Source organism: Citrobacter sp. Igbk 16 (assembly GCF_028069755.1).
Taxonomy (GTDB): Bacteria; Pseudomonadota; Gammaproteobacteria; order Enterobacterales; family Enterobacteriaceae; genus Citrobacter.
The window spans coordinates 1-22,450 of record NZ_JANEWJ010000034.1; the positions used below are offsets into that span (position 1 = coordinate 1).

The 22,450-nt window shown below is 52.7% G+C and carries 29 protein-coding genes; 8 read left to right on the forward strand and 21 right to left on the reverse strand.

What is annotated here, in order from left to right:
* Positions 1 to 214: 214 nt before the first annotated feature.
* From NNO03_RS18765 to NNO03_RS18775, 3 genes are all read left to right on the forward strand, one after another.
* Entirely contained in the window at positions 215 to 910 is a 696-nt protein-coding gene (locus NNO03_RS18765) for a phosphohydrolase (RefSeq protein ID WP_271450213.1), read from the forward strand.
* Between the two features lie 89 nt (positions 911 to 999).
* On the forward strand, positions 1,000 to 2,400 hold the full coding sequence (locus tag NNO03_RS18770) for a DNA cytosine methyltransferase (protein ID WP_271450214.1): 1,401 nt from the start codon (positions 1,000 to 1,002) through the stop codon (positions 2,398 to 2,400).
* Positions 2,381 to 2,848, forward strand: coding sequence for a very short patch repair endonuclease (locus tag NNO03_RS18775; RefSeq protein WP_271450215.1), 468 nt, complete (start codon positions 2,381 to 2,383; stop codon positions 2,846 to 2,848). Before NNO03_RS18770 ends, NNO03_RS18775 begins: the two co-directional genes overlap by 20 nt.
* Here the strand turns inward: NNO03_RS18775 and yedA are convergent.
* Positions 2,840 to 3,760: a drug/metabolite exporter YedA gene (yedA, locus tag NNO03_RS18780; protein ID WP_271450216.1), complete on the reverse strand. Its 921-nt coding sequence runs from the start codon at positions 3,758 to 3,760 to the stop codon at positions 2,840 to 2,842. The genes NNO03_RS18775 and yedA overlap by 9 nt on opposite strands.
* Before the next feature lie 178 nt (positions 3,761 to 3,938).
* On the opposite strand from yedA, the gene NNO03_RS18785 reads away from it, so the two are divergent.
* Together NNO03_RS18785 and NNO03_RS18790 are read left to right on the forward strand one after the other, a co-directional pair.
* Positions 3,939 to 4,850, forward strand: a complete 912-nt coding sequence (locus NNO03_RS18785; protein ID WP_271450217.1) for a DUF808 domain-containing protein — start codon at positions 3,939 to 3,941, stop codon at positions 4,848 to 4,850.
* Between the two features lie 77 nt (positions 4,851 to 4,927).
* Entirely contained in the window at positions 4,928 to 5,110 is a 183-nt protein-coding gene (locus tag NNO03_RS18790; protein WP_061068109.1) for a YodC family protein, read from the forward strand.
* A 206-nt stretch (positions 5,111 to 5,316) separates the two neighbouring features.
* Here the strand turns inward: NNO03_RS18790 and yodD are convergent, their stop codons facing one another.
* Positions 5,317 to 5,544, reverse strand: coding sequence for a YodD family peroxide/acid resistance protein (yodD, locus tag NNO03_RS18795; RefSeq protein ID WP_271450218.1), 228 nt, complete (start codon positions 5,542 to 5,544; stop codon positions 5,317 to 5,319).
* Positions 5,545 to 5,706: 162 nt separating this feature from the next.
* On the opposite strand from yodD, the gene dsrB reads away from it, so the two are divergent.
* Positions 5,707 to 5,895 (forward strand): protein DsrB, encoded by a 189-nt coding sequence (gene dsrB, locus NNO03_RS18800; RefSeq protein ID WP_005127768.1) that lies wholly within the window; start codon positions 5,707 to 5,709, stop codon positions 5,893 to 5,895.
* A 54-nt stretch (positions 5,896 to 5,949) separates the two neighbouring features.
* On the opposite strand, the gene rcsA is transcribed toward dsrB, so the two are convergent.
* The 14 genes from rcsA to fliF all read right to left on the reverse strand — a co-directional run bounded on the left by rcsA (position 5,950) and on the right by fliF (position 17,455).
* Positions 5,950 to 6,573 (reverse strand): transcriptional regulator RcsA, encoded by a 624-nt coding sequence (rcsA, locus tag NNO03_RS18805; protein ID WP_040232455.1) that lies wholly within the window; start codon positions 6,571 to 6,573, stop codon positions 5,950 to 5,952.
* A gap of 287 nt (positions 6,574 to 6,860) precedes the next feature.
* Positions 6,861 to 7,646 (reverse strand): flagellar biosynthetic protein FliR, encoded by a 786-nt coding sequence (gene fliR, locus NNO03_RS18810; protein WP_137381522.1) that lies wholly within the window; start codon positions 7,644 to 7,646, stop codon positions 6,861 to 6,863.
* A gap of 8 nt (positions 7,647 to 7,654) precedes the next feature.
* On the reverse strand, positions 7,655 to 7,924 hold the full coding sequence (fliQ, locus tag NNO03_RS18815) for a flagellar biosynthesis protein FliQ (protein WP_003030425.1): 270 nt from the start codon (positions 7,922 to 7,924) through the stop codon (positions 7,655 to 7,657).
* Positions 7,925 to 7,933: 9 nt separating this feature from the next.
* Positions 7,934 to 8,671 (reverse strand): flagellar type III secretion system pore protein FliP, encoded by a 738-nt coding sequence (gene fliP, locus NNO03_RS18820; protein ID WP_005127763.1) that lies wholly within the window; start codon positions 8,669 to 8,671, stop codon positions 7,934 to 7,936.
* Positions 8,671 to 9,045 (reverse strand): flagellar biosynthetic protein FliO, encoded by a 375-nt coding sequence (gene fliO, locus NNO03_RS18825; protein ID WP_271450219.1) that lies wholly within the window; start codon positions 9,043 to 9,045, stop codon positions 8,671 to 8,673. Before fliO ends, fliP begins: the two co-directional genes overlap by 1 nt.
* Positions 9,046 to 9,047: 2 nt before the next feature.
* On the reverse strand, positions 9,048 to 9,461 hold the full coding sequence (gene fliN, locus NNO03_RS18830; protein ID WP_005127761.1) for a flagellar motor switch protein FliN: 414 nt from the start codon (positions 9,459 to 9,461) through the stop codon (positions 9,048 to 9,050).
* Positions 9,458 to 10,462 (reverse strand): flagellar motor switch protein FliM, encoded by a 1,005-nt coding sequence (gene fliM, locus NNO03_RS18835; protein ID WP_003030434.1) that lies wholly within the window; start codon positions 10,460 to 10,462, stop codon positions 9,458 to 9,460. The genes fliN and fliM overlap by 4 nt, the downstream gene beginning before the upstream one ends.
* A 4-nt stretch (positions 10,463 to 10,466) precedes the next feature.
* A complete protein-coding gene (gene fliL, locus NNO03_RS18840; RefSeq protein WP_048211308.1) occupies positions 10,467 to 10,934 on the reverse strand; it encodes a flagellar basal body-associated protein FliL in 468 nt (155 codons plus the stop codon).
* A 104-nt stretch (positions 10,935 to 11,038) separates the two neighbouring features.
* Positions 11,039 to 12,256, reverse strand: coding sequence for a flagellar hook length control protein FliK (gene fliK, locus NNO03_RS18845; RefSeq protein ID WP_271450220.1), 1,218 nt, complete (start codon positions 12,254 to 12,256; stop codon positions 11,039 to 11,041).
* On the reverse strand, positions 12,253 to 12,696 hold the full coding sequence (fliJ, locus tag NNO03_RS18850; protein WP_005127756.1) for a flagellar export protein FliJ: 444 nt from the start codon (positions 12,694 to 12,696) through the stop codon (positions 12,253 to 12,255). Before fliJ ends, fliK begins: the two co-directional genes overlap by 4 nt.
* A gap of 21 nt (positions 12,697 to 12,717) precedes the next feature.
* On the reverse strand, positions 12,718 to 14,088 hold the full coding sequence (fliI, locus tag NNO03_RS18855) for a flagellar protein export ATPase FliI (RefSeq protein ID WP_005127755.1): 1,371 nt from the start codon (positions 14,086 to 14,088) through the stop codon (positions 12,718 to 12,720).
* On the reverse strand, positions 14,088 to 14,795 hold the full coding sequence (gene fliH / locus NNO03_RS18860; RefSeq protein ID WP_271442392.1) for a flagellar assembly protein FliH: 708 nt from the start codon (positions 14,793 to 14,795) through the stop codon (positions 14,088 to 14,090). Before fliH ends, fliI begins: the two co-directional genes overlap by 1 nt.
* Entirely contained in the window at positions 14,788 to 15,783 is a 996-nt protein-coding gene (gene fliG / locus NNO03_RS18865; RefSeq protein WP_135322317.1) for a flagellar motor switch protein FliG, read from the reverse strand. Before fliG ends, fliH begins: the two co-directional genes overlap by 8 nt.
* Positions 15,776 to 17,455 (reverse strand): flagellar basal-body MS-ring/collar protein FliF, encoded by a 1,680-nt coding sequence (fliF, locus tag NNO03_RS18870; RefSeq protein ID WP_271450221.1) that lies wholly within the window; start codon positions 17,453 to 17,455, stop codon positions 15,776 to 15,778. Before fliF ends, fliG begins: the two co-directional genes overlap by 8 nt.
* A gap of 216 nt (positions 17,456 to 17,671) precedes the next feature.
* Between fliF and fliE the strand changes: the two genes are divergently transcribed.
* A complete protein-coding gene (gene fliE, locus NNO03_RS18875) occupies positions 17,672 to 17,986 on the forward strand; it encodes a flagellar hook-basal body complex protein FliE (RefSeq protein WP_271442390.1) in 315 nt (104 codons plus the stop codon).
* Between the two features lie 54 nt (positions 17,987 to 18,040).
* On the opposite strand, the gene yedF is transcribed toward fliE, so the two are convergent.
* Both yedF and yedE read right to left on the reverse strand, forming a co-directional pair.
* Positions 18,041 to 18,274: a sulfurtransferase-like selenium metabolism protein YedF gene (yedF, locus tag NNO03_RS18880; protein WP_000790504.1), complete on the reverse strand. Its 234-nt coding sequence runs from the start codon at positions 18,272 to 18,274 to the stop codon at positions 18,041 to 18,043.
* Positions 18,271 to 19,524 carry a selenium metabolism membrane protein YedE/FdhT gene (gene yedE, locus NNO03_RS18885; protein WP_323604746.1) on the reverse strand — a complete coding sequence of 418 codons (1,254 nt, stop codon included), beginning with the start codon at positions 19,522 to 19,524 and terminating at the stop codon, positions 18,271 to 18,273. Before yedE ends, yedF begins: the two co-directional genes overlap by 4 nt.
* A gap of 137 nt (positions 19,525 to 19,661) precedes the next feature.
* On the opposite strand from yedE, the gene yedD reads away from it, so the two are divergent.
* On the forward strand, positions 19,662 to 20,075 hold the full coding sequence (gene yedD, locus NNO03_RS18890) for a lipoprotein YedD (RefSeq protein WP_271450236.1): 414 nt from the start codon (positions 19,662 to 19,664) through the stop codon (positions 20,073 to 20,075).
* 40 nt (positions 20,076 to 20,115) lie between these two features.
* On the opposite strand, the gene amyA is transcribed toward yedD, so the two are convergent.
* The 3 genes from amyA to fliS form a co-directional block, all read right to left on the reverse strand.
* Positions 20,116 to 21,603: an alpha-amylase gene (gene amyA / locus NNO03_RS18895; RefSeq protein WP_271450222.1), complete on the reverse strand. Its 1,488-nt coding sequence runs from the start codon at positions 21,601 to 21,603 to the stop codon at positions 20,116 to 20,118.
* A gap of 68 nt (positions 21,604 to 21,671) precedes the next feature.
* Entirely contained in the window at positions 21,672 to 22,043 is a 372-nt protein-coding gene (gene fliT, locus NNO03_RS18900; RefSeq protein WP_005127745.1) for a flagella biosynthesis regulatory protein FliT, read from the reverse strand.
* Positions 22,043 to 22,450 carry a flagellar export chaperone FliS gene (fliS, locus tag NNO03_RS18905; RefSeq protein ID WP_222186500.1) on the reverse strand — a complete coding sequence of 136 codons (408 nt, stop codon included), beginning with the start codon at positions 22,448 to 22,450 and terminating at the stop codon, positions 22,043 to 22,045. The genes fliT and fliS overlap by 1 nt, the downstream gene beginning before the upstream one ends.

Genomic DNA, 22,450 nt, shown 5'->3' on the forward strand with positions numbered 1-22,450 from the left:
TATATATACATATAAATATATTAAATTGGCGTAATTTATGTGTTTTGGATGGTGTGTGTAATTAACGGGTGGTTTGGTTGTTTGAATTGACAACTGACGGACTCTTATATCAAAAGAGATTGAAACATTTATAATAATGGTGAATCTGAGACTGGCAGTGGTCTGTGATGAAAATTGTTGCTAAGGTGGTTCTCTTTCTGCACAGAGAATAAGCGTGAAACTACAATACTGGCAGTCACAATTTGAAGCATGGCTGCGTGAGAATCTTGCAGGGCAAGATGCCGCCCATGACATCTTTCATTTTCGCCGCGTGTGGATGACATCGCAAAAGCTGAGTACTGCTGCAGGTATTGACTGGCTGGTCGTACTGACTGCGTGTTATTTCCACGATCTTGTCAGCTTACCGAAAAATCATCCGGAACGTCATCGTTCATCGGTACTGGCCGCGCAGGAAACCTGTCGCGTACTGTCACAGGACTTTCCTGAATTTCCTCAGGATCGGCTACATGCGGTGAGTCATGCTATCGCTGCGCATAGTTTTAGCGCAAAAATTACGCCCACGACCCTTGAAGCCAAAATCGTTCAGGATGCCGATCGACTTGAGGCGCTCGGTGCCATCGGTCTGGCGCGTGTGTTTGCCGTTTCTGGCTCGCTGGGTGTGGCATTGTTTGACGCGGAGGATCCGTTTGCCCGGCAGCGCAACCTGGATGATAAACAGTACGCGCTCGATCATTTCCAGACCAAACTGCTGACGTTGCCACTGACAATGCAAACCGAACAAGGGCGGCATCTGGCGCAGCATAATGCTGACTTCTTACTGACGTATATGGCGAAACTCAGCGCAGAATTAAAAGGAGAATATGAGATGTTGGATCTTGCGGCGATTCAACCCCTTAAAGCATATCAGTAGTCATCATTGCTGAAACGTCAATCGCGCCAATTTATGTTAACCTGTCGACTATCCAACGTATGCAGGATTATTTTTCAGTAGCAGGCTCCATGAAACCAATGACAGATGATACCGGAGTTACCGTTCAGGTGATTTTGGCTAAGTTGCTTGAAATATATGATGTGAAAACGCTGGTTGCTCATCTCAATGGCGTCGGCGAAAACCACTGGAGCCCGGCCATCTTTAAGCGTGTGGTCGCCAATGAAACATGGCATCGCCTTAGCGATCGTGAGTTTGCTCACCTGCATTCTTTACTCCCGACGCCGCCTGTACATCATCCGCATTATGCCTTTCGGTTTATCGACCTTTTTGCCGGAATAGGCGGGATTCGCCGTGGTTTCGAAGCGATAGGTGGGCAGTGTGTGTTTACCAGTGAATGGAACAAACATGCTGTTCGCACCTATAAAGCAAACAACTATTGCTCTCCTGAGCAGCACCATTTTAATGAAGATATTCGCGATATCACTCTCAGCCATCATGAGGGGGTGAGTGACGAGCAGGCTGCTGAGCATATTCGTCAACACGTTCCCGAACATGATGTCCTACTGGCCGGCTTCCCTTGCCAGCCATTTTCTCTGGCGGGTGTATCAAAGAAAAACGCGTTAGGACGCGCCCACGGTTTTGCCTGCGATACACAAGGCACACTTTTTTTTGACGTGGTGCGAATTATCGACGCGCGGCGACCGGCTATATTTGTGCTCGAAAACGTCAAAAATCTGAAGAGTCACGACCAGGGAAAAACCTTTCGCATCATCATGCAAACGCTGGATGAACTGGGCTACGACGTGGCAGATGCAGCAGATAATGGCCCGGATGACCCGAAGATTATCGATGGGCAACATTTTTTACCCCAGCATCGTGAACGTATCGTGCTCGTCGGCTTTCGGCGGGATCTGAACCTGAAGTCAGACTTTACGTTGCGTGATATTGTCAGCCGCTACCCTCATCGCCGAACAACGCTCGCAGAGCTACTTGAACCGACCGTTGATGCAAAATATGTGCTGACACCGGTTCTGTGGAAATACCTGTATCGTTATGCGAAAAAGCATCAGGCACGGGGAAATGGGTTTGGTTACGGTATGGTCTATCCCGGCAACCCCGATAGCGTAACGCGCACATTATCCGCACGTTACTATAAGGATGGGGCAGAAATTCTGATAGACCGTGGCTGGGATATGGCGCTGGGTGAACAGGATTTCGATGATCCTGCCAATCAGCGACATCGCCCTCGTCGATTAACGCCAAGAGAGTGTGCGCGCCTGATGGGGTTTGAGTCTCCTCAGGGTTACCAGTTTCGCATTCCGGTATCCGATACCCAGGCTTACCGCCAGTTCGGTAATTCGGTGGTCGTCCCGGCATTTGCGGCGGTAGCCAAACTGCTGGAGCCGAAGATCAAACAGGCTGTTGCGCTACGCGAGAAAGAACAGCAGCATGGCAGACGTTCACGATAAGGCGACACGCAGTAAAAATATGCGGGCGATAGGGACCCGCGATACGGCGATCGAAAAACGCCTGGCCGACATCCTGACGGAGCAGGGGGTAACGTTTCGCGTGCAGGATGCAACGTTGCCCGGTCGACCCGATTTTGTGGTGGATGATTATCGCTGTGTTCTCTTTACCCACGGCTGTTTCTGGCATCAGCACAATTGTTACCTCTTTAAAGTTCCGGCAACCCGCACGGCGTTCTGGCTGGAGAAGATAGGAAAAAACGTGGTACGTGATAAGCGGGACTGCGAAAAATTGCAGTCGTTGGGATGGCGAGTCTTGATTGTCTGGGAATGCGCCCTGCGTGGGCGTGAGAAACTGGGTGACGAGGCACTGTCTGAGCGGGTTATCGAATGGATCTGCGGCGGCGGAGCCACCGCGCAGATCGACACTCAGGGCATTCATTTACTGTAATGATTTTTCCGATGGGGTTGCGACCGCGTCCGCTTTAACAGGGAATAAGTATTTCCCCAGCGTCACCAATACCACGGCAAAAACAATGACCCCGAGTGCCAGCCACTCAATCAACGCCAGGCTTTCACCTCCCAGGCCCGTACCTAACAGAACCGCCACCACCGGGTTGACGTAGGCATAGCTGGTGGCCAAAGCCGGGCTTACATTACGAATAAGGAACATATAAGCGTTAATCGCAATAATTGAGCCGAACAGAGCGAGGTATGCCACCGCCATAAAACCGGAGAAGGTTGGCATCGTGGTCAGCTTTTCTCCACAGAGCAGCGATGCGCACATCAGCACAATACCTGCGGCTAACATTTCAATGGCACCGGCCATCATGCCAACGGGTAAGGTGATGCGTGAGCCGTACACGGAGCCAAATGCCCAGCTCATTGAACCAATCAGGATTAATACCGCCCCCCAGGGATTACCACTTAAGTTACCCCCGCTGTTAAGCATGATGATCCCAGCGAGTCCAATTGCGATCCCCATCCATTCCAGTTTGCGTGTTTTGATGCCAAAAAAGTGGCTAAAGCACAAGGTAAACAGCGGGACGGTAGCAACCACCACCGCGGCAATGCCGGAAGGGACGTTTTGATGTTCTGCGACGGTAACGAGGCCGTTGCCCACCGCCAATAGCAGGATACCAATCAGTGCAGCATTCAGGAGTGGGCGCAGTGGCGGCAGCTTATGTCCGCGAATAAGTAAAAATGCGGTTAATAAAATGCCTGCAGAGAGAAAGCGCACGCCAGCCATCATCAATGGCGGCCAACTTTCAACACCAATGCGAATAACGAAGTACGTGGAACCCCAAATGATATACAGCGCGAAGAGCGCACTGAAAAGTGGTAACAATTGCCTTAAACGCATAATCCCTCACGGTGGAAATAAAAAGGTGCAACATAGTAAACGTCAAAACTATCATGCTGGCGAGATTTATAATTGCCTGCCGTTGTTAAATATTTGTTGACCAGAAAGGTCTGTTTCAGCATGGCGTGTTTTACTTCATACTTATGACGGCAAAAAAATAATATTGAGGGTTAAAATTTTGGCAGGAAGTAGCTTACTCACCTTGCTTGATGACATCGCCACGCTTCTGGACGATATCTCTGTGATGGGAAAACTGGCCGCGAAAAAAACGGCGGGTGTGCTGGGAGACGATTTGTCGCTTAACGCGCAACAGGTATCGGGTGTGCGGGCGAACCGCGAGCTTCCGGTGGTCTGGAGTGTGGCCAAAGGATCTTTCGTCAACAAAGTTATCCTGGTGCCGCTGGCGCTATTGATCAGCGCCTTCATTCCATGGGCGATCACGCCCTTATTAATGATTGGTGGGGCATTCCTCTGTTTTGAGGGCGTGGAAAAAGTGCTTCACACCCTGGAAGCGCGAAAACACCAGGAAACACCGGAAGAACGACAGCAGCGTCTGACATCTCTTGCCGCACAGGACCCGCTGACGTTTGAGAAAGATAAAATCAAAGGGGCGGTACGTACCGACTTTATTTTATCTGCGGAGATTGTGGCCATTACGTTGGGTATTGTGGCGGATGCGCCGTTGTTGAATCAGGTACTGGTTTTGTCGGGTATTGCTTTGGTGGTGACCGTTGGTGTGTATGGTCTGGTCGGTATTATTGTGAAGCTCGACGATATTGGCTACTGGCTGGCAGAAAAGCGCAGCGCACTTGCTCAGGCGCTGGGTAAGGGATTGCTGGTGGTGGCTCCCTGGCTCATGAAATCACTTTCCGTGGTTGGTACGCTGGCGATGTTTTTAGTTGGCGGCGGCATTGTGGTACATGGCATTGCACCCCTGCATCATGCGATTGAGCACTTTGCCCAGCAACAGAGTTCATTCATTGCCTTCATGCTTCCGACCCTGCTTAATCTGGTGCTCGGCTTTATTATCGGTGGGATCGTGGTAATGCTGGTAAACATGGTTGCCAGATTACGCGGAGTTTCGCACTAATTGTCGCGTGGTAGATTACGCAAAACGTCTCTTTGTCGTCTAAGGTGAAAAGGTTTCTCTTGATACAGGAGGCAGGTATGGTCTTTTCTGTCAGTGAGGAAGTCACCGCGAAAGAGGGTGGCCCACGCATGATCGTTACCGGGTATGCCAGCGGAATGGTGGAGTGCCGCTGGTATGACGGTTTTGGCGTCAAACGGGAGGCATTTCGTGAAGATGAACTGGTTCCTGGCGAACGCAGTCCGCTACGCCAGGATGCCTGAATATCACTGGCTGGCGTAACCTGGTGATCTCTCAACCATTAGTTATATTTATCATTTTGGTGAGAATTATTTACTTGTCAGGCAAAAAAATTGCAGATAAGGTTGGTTTCGCATCAGATTTCCTGGTGTAACGAATTTTCAAGTGCTTCTTGCATAAGCAAGCTTGATCCCGACCCGATAAGGGCCGGGATTTTTTTCGCCCAAAGTCAGCGATTGATCTCCGTCACGCTAAAATCATGGATATCAAGCTCGAACGCGTCGGCCAGCTCATGCCATGTATGATAATCCCGGCCATCAACGCTGACGCGATCGGGGTCATCATGGCTGCGGTGAATTTCGCTCTCGCAGATTTCGTTGATAGCTTTCAATAGCGCGTCCACATCGACGCCGACTTCACGTTTGGCCGTATCGCTGTACTCTTTCGCGGTTTTCATCCTCATACCTCTCAACCGTTAAGGATACCGGGGCACGTATCAGAATCTCTGATGCGTACAAGTTAAGTATAGACCGTCGAGAAAACCCGCAATCACGCGAGCAGGGCGCTGCCAGGAAAAGGAATTTGTTCTACACTGGCACAAAGCCACAGGAGGAAAACGATGAAGGTGAATGATCGGGTTACAGTCAAAACGGACGGCGGGCCGCGTCGGCCAGGCCGGGTACTGGCGATTGAAGAGTTTAGTGAAGGCACCATGTACCTGGTTTCTCTGGAAGACTACCCGCTCGGTATCTGGTTCTTTAATGAGTCAGGCCATCAGGATGGTATCTTTGTGGAGAAAGTGGAGTAATCCAGGTTCCAGGTGCTGATTCTGACTGGTGGCGAACCCACCAGTCAGAACGTCCTAACGCATATTCACAAAGATACCATTGGTGACGTTATCTGTGAGTCGTACAACGTGATAGATAACTTGCTTATTATGTGTCTTGATCTTTCGTTTTATATTCCCCTTATGGGATGAGACTGTCTTCGCCTTGATATTCATTTGATCGGATATCTGTATTGTTCCCTGACCGGCCATCCACATACGTAGCATGCTGGATTCGGTGCGGCTTAATGATAGTGTTGGCAGGTTAACATCAATGACAATATCCACTTCCTTTTTCAGAATATCGCCAAGAAGTTCATCCAGCGAATCTGGTTTAATCGACTTAGAACTGATTAATAAATTTTTTCTTACTAAGAGATACTCATCAAAATGGACATTGGCAATTGCCATAAATACAATAAATAAAGTACTGGGATGTTGATTAATGATTTGCTTAATTCTCTGGCTGTTATCCGGATCGTGAATAAAGCAGTCTTCATTAATAAACACCACAGACGGCTGCAGTGAGACACAGGCGATGCTGAGTTCATCAACGCTTGAAATATCGTTGATTTCCCTTTTCTTCACCCCCCGACTTACCAGATATCCGGTCAACCCTAGCCGGGTGTAACTGCATAAATCCATAATAATCGTTGACATGACATACCCTCACTCAATGCGTAACGATAATTCCCCTTACCTGATTATTTCATCACAACTAAACGGAATAATAACGACCCAATATGACGCTTTCGCTGTTTTCAGGCGAATTTACTATCCCGTAAAGTTGCGTATAATTTGCCAGGAAACATCTTAAAGTAAAGTAAATGTTGCGTTATGTGAGTGAGGCAAAAACAAATAAACCGCGACAGCGTTATCCTGGTGGATGTTGCCTGTATTTGAATTTAGGACAATCCTTAGTAAAACAGGATAAAAAATAAGGGTTATTATTTTGAAGGCATTTCACTGATGATGTCAGCCAACAAATTAAAAATCTCACTGAATAAACGCTCACAGAAGGGGGCAATTAATGGCATGAGCGCAGCCATTAATGAAATACCCACGGTCAGGGTGAGTGGGAAACCAATGACAAATATCGATAGCTGTGGCGCCATACGGTTTAACAAACCGAGTGCGAGGTTGAGTGTGAGCAGCAGCGTCATCACCGGCAGAGCCAGCATCAGGCCATTGAGGAAGATGAGCCCGCCCGCCCGCGCCAGTGCGAGAAAGGCATTGCTATTCACCGGATGGCCACCGATAGGCAGAGTATGGAAGGTATCCACCAACAGCGAGATAAGCCACAAGTGACCATTAAAGGTGAGGAACAGCAGCATCGCCAGCAAATCTATCAGACGTGCCAGAACGGGCATATTCAGGCGGCTGCCCGGGTCGAAGAAAGTTGCGAAGGAGAGACCCATTTGCAGCCCGATGATTTCCCCGGCGGTACGCACTGCGGCAAACGCAAATTGCATGGTGAACCCTAACGCGATGCCGATCAGGATTTGCTGCATCGCCTGCCATATCGCGCCGACAGAAAAGATAGGCACGTTTACGGGAGGAAGCAGCGGCGCGATAACCATGGTAATCATCAACCCCAGCCCCAGTTTTACTCGCTTGGGGATGGCTCGTTCGCTGAGTATCGGCGCCGTTGAAATGAGCGCCAGTATGCGCAGTAGGGGCCAGAAGTAAAGATTCAGCCAGTGGAGCCATTCAACGCTGGTCACCTGCAACATAGCGTCGTTTACCCGATGATGTAGGGGATATTGCTGAACAGCGTACGCACGTAGTCGAGCAGCAAGTTAAGCATCCACGGACCGGCAACGATGATGGCAATAAAGACCGCGACAATTTTCGGAATGAAGGACAGCGTCATTTCGTTAATCTGGGTTGCTGCCTGCAGAATACTGATGATAAGACCCGTGACGAGGGCAACCAGCAACAAAGGTGCGGCAAGGGCAAGGGCAACTTTCATCGCCTCAGTGCCCATCATCATGACCGATTCAGGAGTCATTTCGCGCCTCTAACTGTAAAAGCTTTGTGCAAGCGAGCCGACAAGCAGCTGCCAGCCGTCAACCAGCACAAACAGCATCAGCTTGAATGGGAGTGCAATGGTGGCAGGAGGCACCATCATCATCCCGAGCGCCATCAGGACGCTGGCGATAACCAGATCGATTATCAGAAATGGAATGAAAATGGTAAAACCTATCTGGAATGCCGTTTTCAACTCACTGGTGACATAAGCCGGCAGCAAAATGCGCATCGGCACTGCTTCAGGCCCCTGTAACGGGCCGCTGTTTGCCAGGCGGGCGAACAGCGCCAGATCGGCCTCACGGGTCTGACGCAGCATAAACTCACGCAACGGCTGTGCACCTTTCTCCATGGCTTCCTGCATGGAGATCTTCTCTTCGCTGAAGGGTTGATACGCATCAACGTAGATTTTGTCGATCACCGGCGACATGATGAAAAAAGTCAAAAACAGCGCCAGTCCAAGTAAAACCTGGTTCGGCGGTGCTGACGGTGTTCCCAGCGCATTACGTAACAGACCAAAAACGATGATGATGCGGGTGAAGCTGGTCATCATCAGCAAAATAGCAGGCAGGAACGTCAGCGAGGTGATAAACACCAGCGTTTGGACGGGCAACGTCCAGCTTTGTCCGCCACCGGGTAGCGGTTGGCTAACCAGACCCGGTAGTTGGGCCAGGGCGGCTGGGCTGAAAAGCCACAGACCCGTCAGCGTGAGGGATAACAAACGGCGCATCAGGATCTCCCAGGACGCTTCAGCAAACTCTTCATCATGGCCTGGAAATCCGCAGGGGAGGCCGCTTTTTCTTCTGCACCGACAGGTGCCGGGGGGAGGGTATGCAAAACGTTGATCTGCGACGCTGTAACGCCCAGCACCAGACGCGCGTCTTCGACCTCAACAATCACCACCCGCTCACGTGGACCTAATGAGGTACTGGCCGAAACTTTCAGTCCACGCGTACTGACGCTTTTGGGGGCAAATCCCAGGCGCTTAATCAGCCAGGCGGCTCCCAGGATCAACACAATGATTGCCAGAAGCGCGCCGCTGACCTGCACTAATGGTGAACCGGGTACAGCAGCGGGCTGAGAGACGGTGGCCTGGGTATTCATCGTTAACGGCTCAGACGGCGCATACGTTCAGATGGGGTAATAATGTCAGTAATACGGACACCGTATTTATCTGCGACTACCACAACTTCACCCTGAGCAATCAAATAACCGTTGATCAGAATATCCAGCGGCTCGCCCGCCAGACCGTCCAGCGCGACGACCGAACCCTGCGTCAGGCGCAGCAGTTCTTTGATGGTCATGCGAGTGCGGCCCAATTCAACGGTCAGCTTGACCGGAATATCCATGATCAGGTCGATATCCTGCAGCGCACCGCTGACGTCGCCGCCACCTAACTGCTGGAATACCGCATCGGCCGCACTTTTGGTGGTCGTTGTTTTTTGCTCGTTTAACGCGTCAGCCCACAGATCGTCCAATGCACCAGTGTTTTCATCGGACGGATTATTCATGTCACTCATTTGGGCTGTTCCTCATTCAGCGAATTCAAAATCGGGTTTATCAAATGTTCTACGCGTAACGCATACTGACCATTTACGGTGCCATATTGGCTGGTCAGCACAGGTACGCCGTCCACATGAGCAATAATGCGGTCGGGTTTTTCAATCGGCAGTACATCGCCGGGTTTCAGCTTCAAAATCTGGGACAGCCGCAACGGAATGTCAGCAAAGTTTGCTACCAGTTCCAGCTCAGAATGCTGAACCTGACGCACCAGATTATTGCGCCAGTTCTGATCTTCATTACGCGAGTTTTCCAGCGGTGGGTTTACCAGCAGTTCGCGCAACGGTTCAATCATGCTGAATGGCAGACAGATGTTAAATTCACCGGTCAGGTTGCCGATTTCAACGTGGAATGGGGTGTTCACCACGATGTCGTTCGGGGAAGTGGTGATATTGGTAAACTTCACCTGCATCTCGGAACGGACATATTCCACTTCCAGCGGGTTGATAGCCTTCCACGCGTCGCTGTAGCTTTCCAGCGCCAGTTTCAGCATGCGGTTGATCACGCGTTGTTCAGTGTGTGTAAATTCACGGCCTTCGACTTTCGTCGGGAAACGACCATCACCGCCGAACAGGTTATCAACGGCGATAAACACCAGACTCGGTGAGAACACCACCAGACCTGTCCCGCGTAGCGGTTTAAGGTGGATTAAGTTCAGGTTGGTCGGAACCGGTAAGTTACGCGCAAACTCGTGGTATGGCTGGATACGGATCGCGCCCACGGTAATATCCGGGCTGCGGCGTAGCAGGTTAAATAACCCCATACGGAACTGGCGCGCAAAGCGTTCGTTAATGATCTCCAGCGCCTGCAAACGCTCACGAACGACGCGGCGCTGAGTGTTGGGATCATAAGGACGAATATCGCTTTCTTTTGCGATACCGGAAATGGGTTCGTCTTTAGTTTCGCTATCGCCGTTAAGCAATGCGTCGATTTCAGCCTGAGAAAGAATACTGTCGCCCATGTCTTTACCGCAGAATAAAAGCTGTATAAAGAACGTCGGTGACAACCTGTTTCGGCTGCCCGACAACGAGCGGAGTCGCGAGCGTCTCTTTGATAGCGGCAATCAGTTGCTGTTTGCCTTCTTCTGTTGCGAGCGTGGCGGCGTTCTGGCGAGAGAACAATAACAGCAGACGGCTGCGCACTTCTGGCAGATATTCGTTAAGACGCGAGCGTGTCGCCTCGTCCTTCATGCGCAGAGTGATACCGATATACAGCACGCGATCCGCATCACCTAAATTGACGGTAAACGTATCCAGTGCAAAGAACACTGGGGCTGGTGGTGGAGCCGGTTCCGCTTTTACGCTGGCGGACGGCTGCTGTTGCATGCGCCAGTAGCTATAGCCCGCAGTAGCGAGGGCGGCGAGCGTAATTAACACCAGCAGAGGGATCCAAATAGCGCGTTTACTCTTTTTGTTAATCGCGGAGTCAGTCATCAGATACGGGCTTCCTGTTTCGGTACAGCTTATAGGCTGATTATCCCGTGTCCTGACCACGACAAAGCGTGGAAAAGACGCGGATAATCATGCTACCTCTGGCGTTAGGCGAAGATGTCTACTGCACCATCACCGCGAGCCGCGGCTTGCAGTGCTGCAGGTGTGGCCAGAACAGCATCATCTTCGGGAGCAAAAATATCTTGTCCATGCGCACGCCCAGCCTGTTGTTGCTGTGAAGACGACTGTTGCTGACCCGCGAAGCTTTCGCTACTGATACTGCTTTGCCCCAGTTGGATCCCGCTTTCAGCCAACTGCGTGCGCAGCATGGGTAATGCCGCTTCCAGCGCCGCGCGAACGTGGCTATGAGGCGAGACCATCTGCAGTTGCGCCATGTTGTCATCGAGCTTGAGGGAAATCTGCACTTGCCCCAGATCCTGCGGATGCAAGCGCAGTTCCGCACTTTGCTGACCCTGACGGGTGAACAGCGTGACGTGCTGACTCAGTGATTGCTGCCATTCATGGCTTCCCAGCGGGGCGCTCAATACCGGTGCCGCGGCAGTTGGTAACGGCTGCGCATGTGTCTGTGTGCCAGCCAGCGGAGCTATTGTTGCGCCAACACTGGTTGGGGACGGTGAACTTTCAATCTCCGCGCGCGTGGCTGCCGCTGCCGTTAATGGGGTTAAACCCGCATTGTTGGTCTGATCCGCGCCACTGGCATGCATCGCGGCATCTGCTTTACCTTTTTTCCCTTCACCGGTCAGTAATTCACTGGCGCTATCGGCGGTCGTGTTGGCGGTATTACCACGTAACAGTACTGACAGCGTCGCATCCGCCGGGGCTGGAGTAGCATCAACCGCCGGAGTGGTTACCTGTTGCCCCGGTAGCATAGCGAAAAGCGCACTCAGGTTAGCGAGATCGTCATCGCTCAGATGGGCTATTTTTTCATCCTGCTGTGCGGTTTTGCCCAGTGTCGTCAGGGCATTAACCTTCAGTGAGGGCGTGAGCGCAGACAGCAACTGTTGTGCATCAGTCAGGTCGGCTAGCGACGCCTCGGTTTGGACCTCTTTTTGTGCCAGCAGATCGGCTAATTTTACCGTCTGCGCGGTATCACCATTCTTTTGCAATAACCCTTTTTGCAGTTTGCTACCAGCCGCCTGTAAATCGGCCAGCGATAGCGGGGCACCTTTACCCTGTGCATCGCCTGCACCTAATGCACCTGCCAGCAACGCTAAAAAATCCTCAGGGGAATCTACCGCTTTGCCTGACTGAAGACCTGCGGCTACGTCGGTGTCGGTGGTAATCAGTTGGGGTAACGTAATCATTCGGGTTTCCTCATAGCTGCACGCTGAGCAAATTCATCCATTTTTTTCTGATCCAGACGGTTTTCAGCCAGTAAAGCGGCTGTGGTTTGCCTGTCCTGCAGAGTCTGCCATGCCTGCAGTCGCTGCTTTTTATCGCGCCAACTGCTCAACGCCTGGTCTACTTTCTGCGTCCATTGGTTGAGTTGTTGGCGATGTTGCTCAATCGCTTTTTCCAGCGTCTGAATAAATTGTTGATAGTTAATCCAGCGATTACTGGTAATACCCTGACCCATATCGCTATTAAGGTTGTTGCGATATTCATGCTGATAATCGATCAGCATCTTTAACTGCTCTTCCGCCTGCTGACATCCGCGGCGCATCTCGCCTAATAAGATTGCCGCATCATCGACTTCTTTTTCAGCCAGGTCTTTAAGTGTTGCCAGCGCACCATGTTGTGCCATGACCTATGCTCTCCTGCTTAATCACACACCAGGGAAAATCAAATCCAAAGCCTGCAGGGAGTCTTCCCAGTCGGCTCGTTCAAAGATGCCTTGCTGTAAAAATGCTTCCAGCTGTGGCCATAAGGCAATGGCTTTATCCAACATGGGATCGCTGCCTTTGGCGTAGGCGCCTACGCTGACCAGATCGCGGTTACGCTGGAAACTGGACAGTAGCTGCTTAAAGTTGCGTACCCGCGCATAATGTTTCTCGCTGATTAAGGCGGTCATTGCGCGGCTGATTGAGGCTTCAATATCAATGGCTGGATAGTGACCCGCTTCTGCCAGATGACGGGACAGGACTATGTGGCCGTCGAGAATGGCGCGGGCGGAGTCAGCAATAGGGTCCTGTTGGTCATCGCCTTCGGTCAGTACGGTATAAAATGCGGTCACGGAACCGCCGCCATGAATACCGTTGCCGGCCCGTTCAACCAGTGCGGGTAATTTAGCAAACACCGACGGCGGATAGCCTTTCGTTGCAGGAGGTTCGCCGATCGCCAGTGCAATTTCACGCTGCGCCATCGCATAACGGGTGAGGGAGTCCATAATCAGCAGCACGTGCTGACCGCGGTCGCGAAAATCTTCGGCGATGCGCGTGGCGTAGGCGGCACCCTGCATACGCAACAGCGGGGAAACGTCCGCCGGGGCGGCAATCACTACCGAGCGTGCACGTCCCTCGGCGCCAAGAATATTTTCAATAAAATCTTTAACTTCGCGCCCACGCTCGCCAATCAGACCGACAACAATGACGTCAGCCTGGGTATAGCGTGCCATCATACCGAGCAGAACGCTTTTACCCACACCGGAACCGGCGAAAAGACCCATTCGCTGACCGCGACCGACGGTTAACAGCGCATTGATAGGCCGTACGCCAGTATCCAGCACGTGTTCAATCGGGGTACGTTGCAGGGGGTTAAACGGCGGTGTGATTAGTGCCCCTGTTTCCGTGGTGTCGGGAGCAGGCAGCCCATCAAGCGGCTTCCCGCTGCCATCGAGAACACGCCCCAGCAAGGCAGGGCCCAGCGGTAATTGTTTCCCGCTTTGCAGCCCTTCGCCGGCGATGTTTTTCGCGTAAACGCGCGCACCTGGCAGAACGCCTTCGACCTCTTCGAGCGGCATCAGAAACAGGCGTTGACCATTAAAGCCAACCACTTCGCTTTCGACTTCCTGGGTTTCGTTGCCATCCTGACGCTCAATAACGCAGGTGGCACCCAACGGTAACTGCAGGCCCGTGGCTTCAAGGACCAGCCCGGTGGCGCGGGTCAGACGCCCGTAACGGCGCACCGCAGGCAGCAGCGACATTTTCTCTTCGAAGTTGTCCAGCGTGTTGAGCCAGCGAGTCAGGCGAGTGGTCATTACACGACTCCCGGCGCTGCCAGACGGCAGAGCTCTTGCCAGCGGGTGGCAACACTGGCGTCCAGATCGCCTTCGTCAGCAGAGACTTTACAGCCACCATGATGCAGCGTTGGATCGCCGCGCAGTCGCCAGCCGTGCAGGCTGAGGGTCGCCCCCAGCATCTCTTCCACTCGTTGCAGATCGTCCGGATGGACGCGCAACTGCGGTTTACCGCTAAACAGCGGTTCCTGTTGCAACAGCTGTTGGATTTGCTTAATGAGTGCAGCATTATCCACGATGGGTGTCTGGCCGATAACCTGGCGCGCCGCTTCCAGTGCCATTTGCATCAGGCGCGATGCAATGACGCTGTCCAGGGCATCCAGTGTATTCTGAAACTCACTGACCAGTTGCTGCATGCGGGCATGAATCGGCGCATGTTGGGCGCGAGCCTGGTTCTGGCCTTGTTCCAGCCCCTGGGCCAATCCGTCCTGATAACCTTGTTCGTGTCCTTTTTGCCGACCTTCAGCCAGGCCGGCGTTATACCCTTGCTCATGGGCCTGGAGCTGCAGTTGTGCCAACTGCTGCTCAAGCTGTTGTTCAGCAGATAGCTGTGGCTCTTCTGTCTCGTCGGACGGCTGATCGTCGGTATGATCGGCCAGTACGAACTCCGCCATTGGCGGAGCGAGGTCGTCAGGCGTCCAGACTTTCCATGGCAGATCGTTAGACATAGGTATCCTCGCCGCTGCCGATCACCATCTCGCCGGTTTCGGCCAGACGACGTACGATAAGCAGAATCGCTTTCTGTTCGTTTTCCACCTGCGACAAACGTACCGGACCGCGGTTGGCAAGGTCGTCGCGCAGGATATCGGCGGCACGCTGCGACATGTTGCGCAGGAACTTCTCGCGCAATGGTTGCTCGGCACCTTTCAGGGCTATCAGCAGCGATTCGGAATCCACTTCCTGCAACAGGCGCTGGATGCTGCGATCGTCGACATCCACCAGATTTTCGAACAGGAACATCTCGTCGATAATTTTCTGCGCCAGCTCGCCGTCGAATTCGCGCACTGCGGTAATAACCGCTTCTTCCTGCTGCGTCTTCATCAGGTTGATAATTTCTGCTGCTGTTCTCACGCCGCCCATTTTGCTGCGCTTGAGGTTCTGACCGTCGAGCAATCCGTTCAGCACTTCGGTCAGTTCTGCCAGCGCGGCAGGCTGTACGCCGCCGAAAGTAGCAATACGCAGCATGACATCGTGGCGTAAACGCTCGTCGAACAGCGCCAGAATATCGGCCGCCTGGCCTCGTTTGAGGTGCACCAGAATGGTAGCGATAATCTGCGGGTGCTCGTCGCGAATAAGATCGGCGGCGCTTTGTGGCTCCATAAAGTTGAGCGTTTCAATGCCGCTGGTGGTATCGCGCGTTTCCAGAATGTCTTCCAGCAGGCTGGAGGCTCGTTCTTCGCCCAGCGCTTTTACCAGCACGGAGCGCAGGTATTCGTTGGCGTTGATGTTCAGTGCGGCAAACTGCTCGGCTTCTTGTTCAAATTCGGCCAGAACCTCCGTCAACTGCTTGTTGGAAATCTGACGCACGTTAGCCATTGCCGTACTGAGGGTCTGCACTTCGCGCGTGGAAAGGTGCTTAAAGACCTCCGCCGCGCGATCTTCGCCAATGGTCATCAATAAGATGACGCTTTTATCGGTGCCGCTAAGATTACTCATGTTCGTTATTTATCCACTGGCGAATGACCAGCGCCACGACGCGCGGATCGTTATCAGACATTTCACGGATACGCTGGCTCATGACTTCAGCACCCAGACGCTGGTTGTTACGGCGTTGCTGGGTCTGCTCGTCTTTGCTGAGGCGAACTTCAACCGCTTCTTCCGTTTCCTGGCGAATACGTGTTTGTTCTTGTGCGGCTTTGACCTCTTCGCTGCGACGCATCAACTGCGGACGCACCGCTTTACGCCACAGGATCCAGGCCACCAGCAGAACCAGTAACCAACGACCGGCTACCATCAGCTGTTCAATAAAGGACTGCTGCTGCCAGAACGGAAGCTCTCCGCCCGTGTCATCACTCGCGGTGAAGGGGGAATTCACGACATTCAGGGTATCGCCGCGTTTTTCAGAGAAGCCCATGGCCTCGCGGGTCAGGTCCTCAATTTGTTTCATTTGGTCAGCGGTTAGCGGCAGCGGTTTGCCATCCGGTAACGTTTTATAGTTGACTACTACCGCCACCGACAGGCGCTGTACATCACCCACATTCATCTTGGTGTGACGAATGGTACGGTCAACTTCATAGTTGCTGGTTTCGTTACGCTGCGTGCTGCGCGGGCCGGCATTGGCGTTATTCGCCGTTTGCGCGGTTTGCGCATTCTGCGCATTTTGCTGATTAGCCGGTGGCGTATTAATCGGGGCCGTATTCGCCGGGGCGGGTTGGTTAGACAGTGCGCCCGGTACGCCGCCAGGTGCTCCGCTTCCTATCTGTTCGCTGACGTTAAGCTGGCGTGAACGCAGAACAGCCTGTGAGTCGTCGCCATTTGGGCTGTACTTTTCTTCGGTTTGCTCTTTGTTGGCGAAATCCAGCTGTGCAGTAACCTGCGCGTGTACGTTGCCGTTACCGACAATTGGCGACAGGATTGATTCAATACGACGCTGTACGCGACCTTCAACATCGCTGGCATATTTCAGCTGCGCATCGTTCAGGTCGCGGCTGCTGGTGTTTGACTGGGTTAACAGATGTCCTGCCTGATCGACCAGCGTCACGTTGCCCGGCGGCAAGCCTGCGACAGCGCTGGAGACCAGATGCGTTACCGCGCTAATCTGACCTTCGTCCAGTGCCCGACCCGGTTCCAGGTTTACCGTGACGGAGGCAGAAGGGGCCTTTTGTTCACGTACGAACAGTGATGGTTTGGGCATCGCAAGATGGACACGGGCGCGTTTTACCGGTCCCAGGGTTTCAATGGTACGGGCTAATTCGCCTTCCAGCGCTCGCTGGTAATTGACCTGCTCGCTAAACTGGCTGATACCAAACTTTTCCTGGTCCAGTAACTCAAAGCCCACCGCGCCGCCTTTCGGCAGCCCTTGCTGTGCCAGACGTAAACGCAGTTCGTGAACTTTATCAGCAGGGACTTCAATGGCGCCGCTTCCCTCAGTGAAACGATAAGGAACGTTCATCTGCGTCAACTGCGTGACAATCGCGCCACCGTCCTGATCGGATAAGTTACTGAACAGTGTGCGGTAGTCAGGTGTTTTGGCCCACAGGACCATCGCAACGATGATAGCGACGGCAGCGGCACCAGCCACAATCAGAGGGATTTTGGGATTCGCGCGCAGGCGATTTAACCACTCGAGAGGTTTCAGTTGGGTTGCAGTCGATGCTGTCGCACTCATCTCGCACCTCGTGGCTTATCGTGGACGGCGTTTTTTGCAAAGTGGAACAAGACTCACTCCCGGGTCAGCAAACTCGAAAAATTGACGGTCTCATTATTTGCGGTTTCGAATTTTTCTATGCGTTAAAAACCGAGGTTTTTTATCGTTATTTAGCGCCTTTATCTTATTGACGAACTGGTAATCTCTGCTAAGTAAAAAATCATCCAGGGGATCAGAATGTCGGCAATACAGGGGATTGAAGGGGTTATCAGCCAGCTACAGGCCACGGCGATGTCAGCGAAGATGCAGGATGTGCAGCCACAATCGACCGTGAGTTTTGCCGGACAGCTGCACGCGGCATTGGACAGAATCAGCGAGGTGCAAACCGCCTCTCGCGTTCAGGCTGAAAAATTTACCCTGGGTGAGCCAGGCATTGCGCTAAATGACGTGATGACCGATATGCAGAAAGCGTCGGTTTCGATGCAGATGGGCATTCAGGTGCGTAACAAACTGGTATCAGCCTACCAGGAAGTGATGTCGATGCAGGTGTAGGTGTAACGTGCAAAGAATGTTTGCCGGATAAGCGCAGCGCTATCCGGCTTACACTTATTTTTGAATCAGATAGCGAATAGTTGGCCCATCCTGCTGAATATCCAGCACCGTATACCCATGGTTACGCGCATCCAGCGGAATATTGTTGATTGACTGCGGGCAATCGCTGACCACTTCCAGAATTTCACCTTTCTTCAATTGCGGCATCGCTTCCAGTGTGGCAACAGCCGGGTAGGGACACGGTTCACCGACCATGTCGAGGCGATAATCAGGGACGATATTTTTCATGCGGATTCCTTAGCAGGCGTCAGCCCGGCGCGGCGGAAGAAACGTTTTTCCCAACCGATGATGAGCATCAATGCGATAAACAACAGCAGATAAGTCACCAGTAGCCCGCCGAGCGGCCCAAAGGTGTCGAGCAGATTCACTTTATCCCAGCGAGTGGCCAGGGCAGGGGCAAAGTCATCCCAGTAGTACGCCAGAATGGTCGAACCGATAACGTTACCCAGTCCCACCCACCAGTAATGTACCTGGCCCTCAACCGCACGGTACATCCAGCCGGTCTCACACCCGCCCGCCAGCACGATACCGAAACCAAACAGTAAGCCGCCGATCACTGCATTTGGACCGGCCCACATAATCTTCGGCTCAACGCCCAGTTGTACATAGCTAAAGATACCAATGGCGCTCACCGCCATCCCGAAGATGATGGCTTTTGCCATATGGGTACGCCCGGAAATCCACAGATCGCGGAAGGCTGAGGTAAAGCAGATTTGCGCCCGTTCAATCAGCAGGCCGAACCCAACGCCAAACAACATGGCCAGACCCAGCTTCGGCTTGTCCATTGCGGTCAGTAGCGCCCAGCCGATCATGCCGATAAATACCAGCATACCGAGGCGGAAACGACGACGCGCTTGTTCCGGTTTTTGCGTCAGCGGGGAGGCGGCGGAAACTTTCTGCATTTTGACCGGAATACGAAACATTGGCAGCAGGGTAAAGCGGGCGCCAAACCATGAGCCCATTGCCGTCGCCAGCGCGAAGAACCAGGCATGCAGCGAGAACTGTGGAATGCCGGTAAAAAACGCGGCCAGGTTACAGCCCATTGCCAGACGGGCGCCGAAACCGGCGATCATCCCGCCGACCACCGCCTGCAGAATGCGGATCCGGCTGCGCGGCATACGTAATTTGACGTTGTTGGCCCACAGCGCGGCAGCGAAACAGCCACCGAACATACCAAGGATCATCATCCCGTCAATACGGGTCAGGGGCGAGCCTTCGAGGTGGATCAGTTTATAGTATCCCCACTCTTCGGCGTGCACGCCAAACAGTTGCAGGATTTGCCCACCCCAGCGGGTAAATTCGCCGGTAACGGCCCAGAAGGTTCCCGTAATGCCGAAATAGTAAGTGGAGAGAATACCCGCTGCGATAACCGCAGGGGCAGGGGCCCAAAATTTAATTAACCAGGCCTGTTTGAAGTGTTGCCATGACATGCGTTGTGCCTCTGAACTCAGAAGGTATGTAACAAGAAGCGTGGATATTACACCTGTCAGAATTTTTGACTATGAGTAATAAGAGGTAATACCGTCTGGATCAATCTTTCTCCGAGCTGCCGAAAGGCTGGCGACATCAGGGCTTTAATGCCACAATCCCCTTTTCTTCGCATGCAGGATGAATGATGAAAAAATTAGCAATTGTGGGTGCATTGTTGGTGCTTGCCGGCTGCGCCGAAGTACAAAATTATAATGACGTGGTGAAAACACCAGCCCCTGCCGGTCTGGCAGGTTACTGGCAGTCGAAAGGTCCGCAGCGCGCGCTGGTGAGCCCGGAAGCGATCGCCAGTCTGATTGTCACCAAAGAGGGGGATACGCTGGATTGCCGTCAGTGGCAGCGAGTGATTGCCGTCCCCGGAAAATTGACCATGCTCTCTGGTGATCTCACCAACGTGACGGTGAAACGCGAGCTGTATGAAATCGATCGCGATGGCAATACGCTGGATTATGACGGTATGACGCTGCAACGGGTAGATCGCCCGACGCTGGAGTGTGCCGAAGTGTTAAAGAAAACGCCGTTAGCCACACCACTGCCATAAGCGTTTCACCCCGGTAGCCTGTCGCCACCGGGGTTAAGTGCTACAACACGTCTTCAATCACCCACACGCTGACGCTGCCGCCATCACAGAAAAACGTCGCCACGCCATTTTCATCGGTCACTACGCTTTCTTCACGATTTCCCAGACAATCACGCCAGGTTTTATTGCCGTAATTTGTGCCAAGCGCGATGCTCTTTTCACCGTCATCGCCATTGGACAGCACGACGACGCACCCGGGGTCATCGTCCGTACCACTGCGACTAAAGGCGATACAGTTTGGATGATCAAAATAGAGCGTCTGTACGCCGTGGGCGAAGCGTTGGCGGGCCAGGATCAATTCATCAAGTTGTTCAATAATCGGCATATCGATGGTGTAGGTTTCGCCATCACCGCCAGTATCTTCATAATGTGCACCGTAGAGATCGGGGTAGAATACCGACGGCACGCCGTTTTCGCGCAGCAGGATCAGCGCGTAGGCCAGCGGCTTAAACCATGCCTCGACCGGGGCTTCCAGCGCCTGTAACGGCTGGGTATCATGGTTCGCAACCAGCGTCACCGCATGAAAGGGATCGGCCTCCACCAGCGTATCGGTGAAAATCTGGCTCATGTCATAATCGCGCCCCTGGCGGGATGCTTCGTGAAACTTCATTTGCAAAGGGGCATCAAACAGCATGGTTTTCCCCTCGACCTGGTTAATATAGGTTTGCAGTTTATCGACCTCATGGGACCAGTATTCCGCCACGATAAACAGCGGCTTCGGGGCGACTTCCTGGACGTGCTCGATCCACTCTTTATAGAACCATGCCGGGATGTGTTTGACGGCATCCAGGCGAAAACCATCGCAATGGGTTTGATCCATCGCCCAGCGTGCCCAGTATTTGAGCTCTTCGGTGACGGCATGATTGCGAAAATCGATATTTTCGCCCATCAGGTAGTCAAAGTTGCCCAGTTCGTCATCGACCTGGTCGTTCCAGCCTTCGCCAGTATAATCATTAACGATTTTAAAAATGCCGTCCTCGGTGGGATTTTCAATATGATCGATGCCGCTGAAGCATTTGTAATCCCAAATGAATTGAGAGTACTGACCCGCACGGGCGGGGAAGGTGTAGCGGGTCCAGGCCTCGCATTCGACGATCTCATCGTCAATCTGCGTGCGGTCATCGGCGTTGACGCGCTGAACCTGAATGTGCTCTTTCTCATCGGCACCCATTTTATGGTTGACCACCACATCCAGCAGTACCGCGATATCGTTGTGCTTTAACGCGTCGATTGCCGCCAGTAACTGATTTTTATCGCCGTATTTGGTGGCAATAGTACCTTTCTGGTCGAATTCGCCTAAATCAAACAGATCGTAGGAGTCATAGCCAACGGAGTACCCGCCGGACGCACCTTTATAGGCGGGAGGCAGCCATACCATATTGATGCCGATATCATTAAGTCCGTCCGCGCGTGCGGCGAGTTCCGGCCAGAGCTGGCCGCCATCAGGGTAATACCAGTGGAAGTACTGCAATAGGGTGGGATTTTTCATCTTCCGTGCTCCAGAAGCCGTTTGGCCGACCTCTGGAGTATGGAAGATTATTCAGACGTAACGGGAAATTATTGTGGGGCAGTTGGGGCATCCGGAACCAGCAACATACCGGAAAGCCGGCCGTAGGCGTTATTTAGCGTCTTCTGGCGGGTTGACTGACCGATCAGTGTGCTGAGTTCATCCAGACGCTGCTGCAGTAATGCTTTGAGCAACTGTTCGTTATCCAGCGTCTGTTTAATATACCCGGCAATCAAATCCTGAACGCTTCGCGTAATGCCTGATGGAGTTTGTTCTTCCATGACCACTTCAATACTTTGCAGATAGGTAACTTCCTGTTCCAGTAAAAGGTCCCATTCACCTCGCTGTGCCAGTTCCAGCAGCGAGTGACTGAGCAGCGCAATGCGCTGCCAACGGTTGATAAACTCCACGGCTGAGGTCATTAACGGGACTCCTGGGACGACGCTTTTGGTGAGATCTGTTTCCAGGCATCCGCAATGTTTCCGAGTAACCCTTCGACTTCTTCAATCGCCTGACAATCATTACGCAAATTCGCTTGCAGCAGACGGCGGATCATATAGTCATACAGCGATGACAGATTAGTGGCGATTTCACCACCATTTTCCTGATCCAGGCCCGCTTTAAGACCATTATCAATAATGTTAATAGCTTTGCTGAGGGCTTCACCCTTGGCGACAATATCGCCCTGTTGCATAAACAGGCGAGCGCGCACCAGGGCGCTGTTCGCGCCATCAAACAACATTTCGATCAGCTGATGCGGGTTGGCGCTCATTACGGCGCTCTCCACACTGACCTGTGCATAGGCTTTGGTACCGCTCGCGGTATACAT

Excerpts from the sequence above, each read along its gene's own strand:
- yedD (WP_271450236.1), top strand. The coding sequence starts at position 19,662 with ATGAAAAAATTAGCAATTGTGGGTGCATTGTTGGTGCTTGCCGGCTGC.
- fliO (WP_271450219.1), bottom strand. The coding sequence starts at position 9,045 with ATGAATACCCAGGCCACCGTCTCTCAGCCCGCTGCTGTACCCGGTTCA.
- yedF (WP_000790504.1), bottom strand. The coding sequence starts at position 18,274 with ATGAAAAATATCGTCCCTGATTATCGCCTCGACATGGTCGGTGAACCG.
- fliS (WP_222186500.1), bottom strand. The coding sequence starts at position 22,450 with ATGTATACCGCGAGCGGTACCAAAGCCTATGCACAGGTCAGTGTGGAG.
- fliI (WP_005127755.1), bottom strand. The coding sequence starts at position 14,088 with ATGACCACTCGCCTGACTCGCTGGCTCAACACGCTGGACAACTTCGAA.
- amyA (WP_271450222.1), bottom strand. The coding sequence starts at position 21,603 with ATGAAAAATCCCACCCTATTGCAGTACTTCCACTGGTATTACCCTGAT.
- NNO03_RS18775 (WP_271450215.1), top strand. The coding sequence starts at position 2,381 with ATGGCAGACGTTCACGATAAGGCGACACGCAGTAAAAATATGCGGGCG.
- fliM (WP_003030434.1), bottom strand. The coding sequence starts at position 10,462 with ATGGGCGACAGTATTCTTTCTCAGGCTGAAATCGACGCATTGCTTAAC.
- yodD (WP_271450218.1), bottom strand. The coding sequence starts at position 5,544 with ATGAAAACCGCGAAAGAGTACAGCGATACGGCCAAACGTGAAGTCGGC.
- fliR (WP_137381522.1), bottom strand. The coding sequence starts at position 7,646 with ATGTTGCAGGTGACCAGCGTTGAATGGCTCCACTGGCTGAATCTTTAC.
- NNO03_RS18790 (WP_061068109.1), top strand. The coding sequence starts at position 4,928 with ATGGTCTTTTCTGTCAGTGAGGAAGTCACCGCGAAAGAGGGTGGCCCA.
- fliQ (WP_003030425.1), bottom strand. The coding sequence starts at position 7,924 with ATGACTCCTGAATCGGTCATGATGATGGGCACTGAGGCGATGAAAGTT.
- dsrB (WP_005127768.1), top strand. The coding sequence starts at position 5,707 with ATGAAGGTGAATGATCGGGTTACAGTCAAAACGGACGGCGGGCCGCGT.
- fliP (WP_005127763.1), bottom strand. The coding sequence starts at position 8,671 with ATGCGCCGTTTGTTATCCCTCACGCTGACGGGTCTGTGGCTTTTCAGC.
- fliE (WP_271442390.1), top strand. The coding sequence starts at position 17,672 with ATGTCGGCAATACAGGGGATTGAAGGGGTTATCAGCCAGCTACAGGCC.
- fliH (WP_271442392.1), bottom strand. The coding sequence starts at position 14,795 with ATGTCTAACGATCTGCCATGGAAAGTCTGGACGCCTGACGACCTCGCT.
- rcsA (WP_040232455.1), bottom strand. The coding sequence starts at position 6,573 with ATGTCAACGATTATTATGGATTTATGCAGTTACACCCGGCTAGGGTTG.
- fliL (WP_048211308.1), bottom strand. The coding sequence starts at position 10,934 with ATGACTGACTCCGCGATTAACAAAAAGAGTAAACGCGCTATTTGGATC.
- fliN (WP_005127761.1), bottom strand. The coding sequence starts at position 9,461 with ATGAGTGACATGAATAATCCGTCCGATGAAAACACTGGTGCATTGGAC.
- yedA (WP_271450216.1), bottom strand. The coding sequence starts at position 3,760 with ATGCGTTTAAGGCAATTGTTACCACTTTTCAGTGCGCTCTTCGCGCTG.
- fliK (WP_271450220.1), bottom strand. The coding sequence starts at position 12,256 with ATGATTACGTTACCCCAACTGATTACCACCGACACCGACGTAGCCGCA.
- fliG (WP_135322317.1), bottom strand. The coding sequence starts at position 15,783 with ATGAGTAATCTTAGCGGCACCGATAAAAGCGTCATCTTATTGATGACC.
- NNO03_RS18770 (WP_271450214.1), top strand. The coding sequence starts at position 1,000 with ATGAAACCAATGACAGATGATACCGGAGTTACCGTTCAGGTGATTTTG.
- fliJ (WP_005127756.1), bottom strand. The coding sequence starts at position 12,696 with ATGGCACAACATGGTGCGCTGGCAACACTTAAAGACCTGGCTGAAAAA.
- fliT (WP_005127745.1), bottom strand. The coding sequence starts at position 22,043 with ATGACCTCAGCCGTGGAGTTTATCAACCGTTGGCAGCGCATTGCGCTG.
- fliF (WP_271450221.1), bottom strand. The coding sequence starts at position 17,455 with ATGAGTGCGACAGCATCGACTGCAACCCAACTGAAACCTCTCGAGTGG.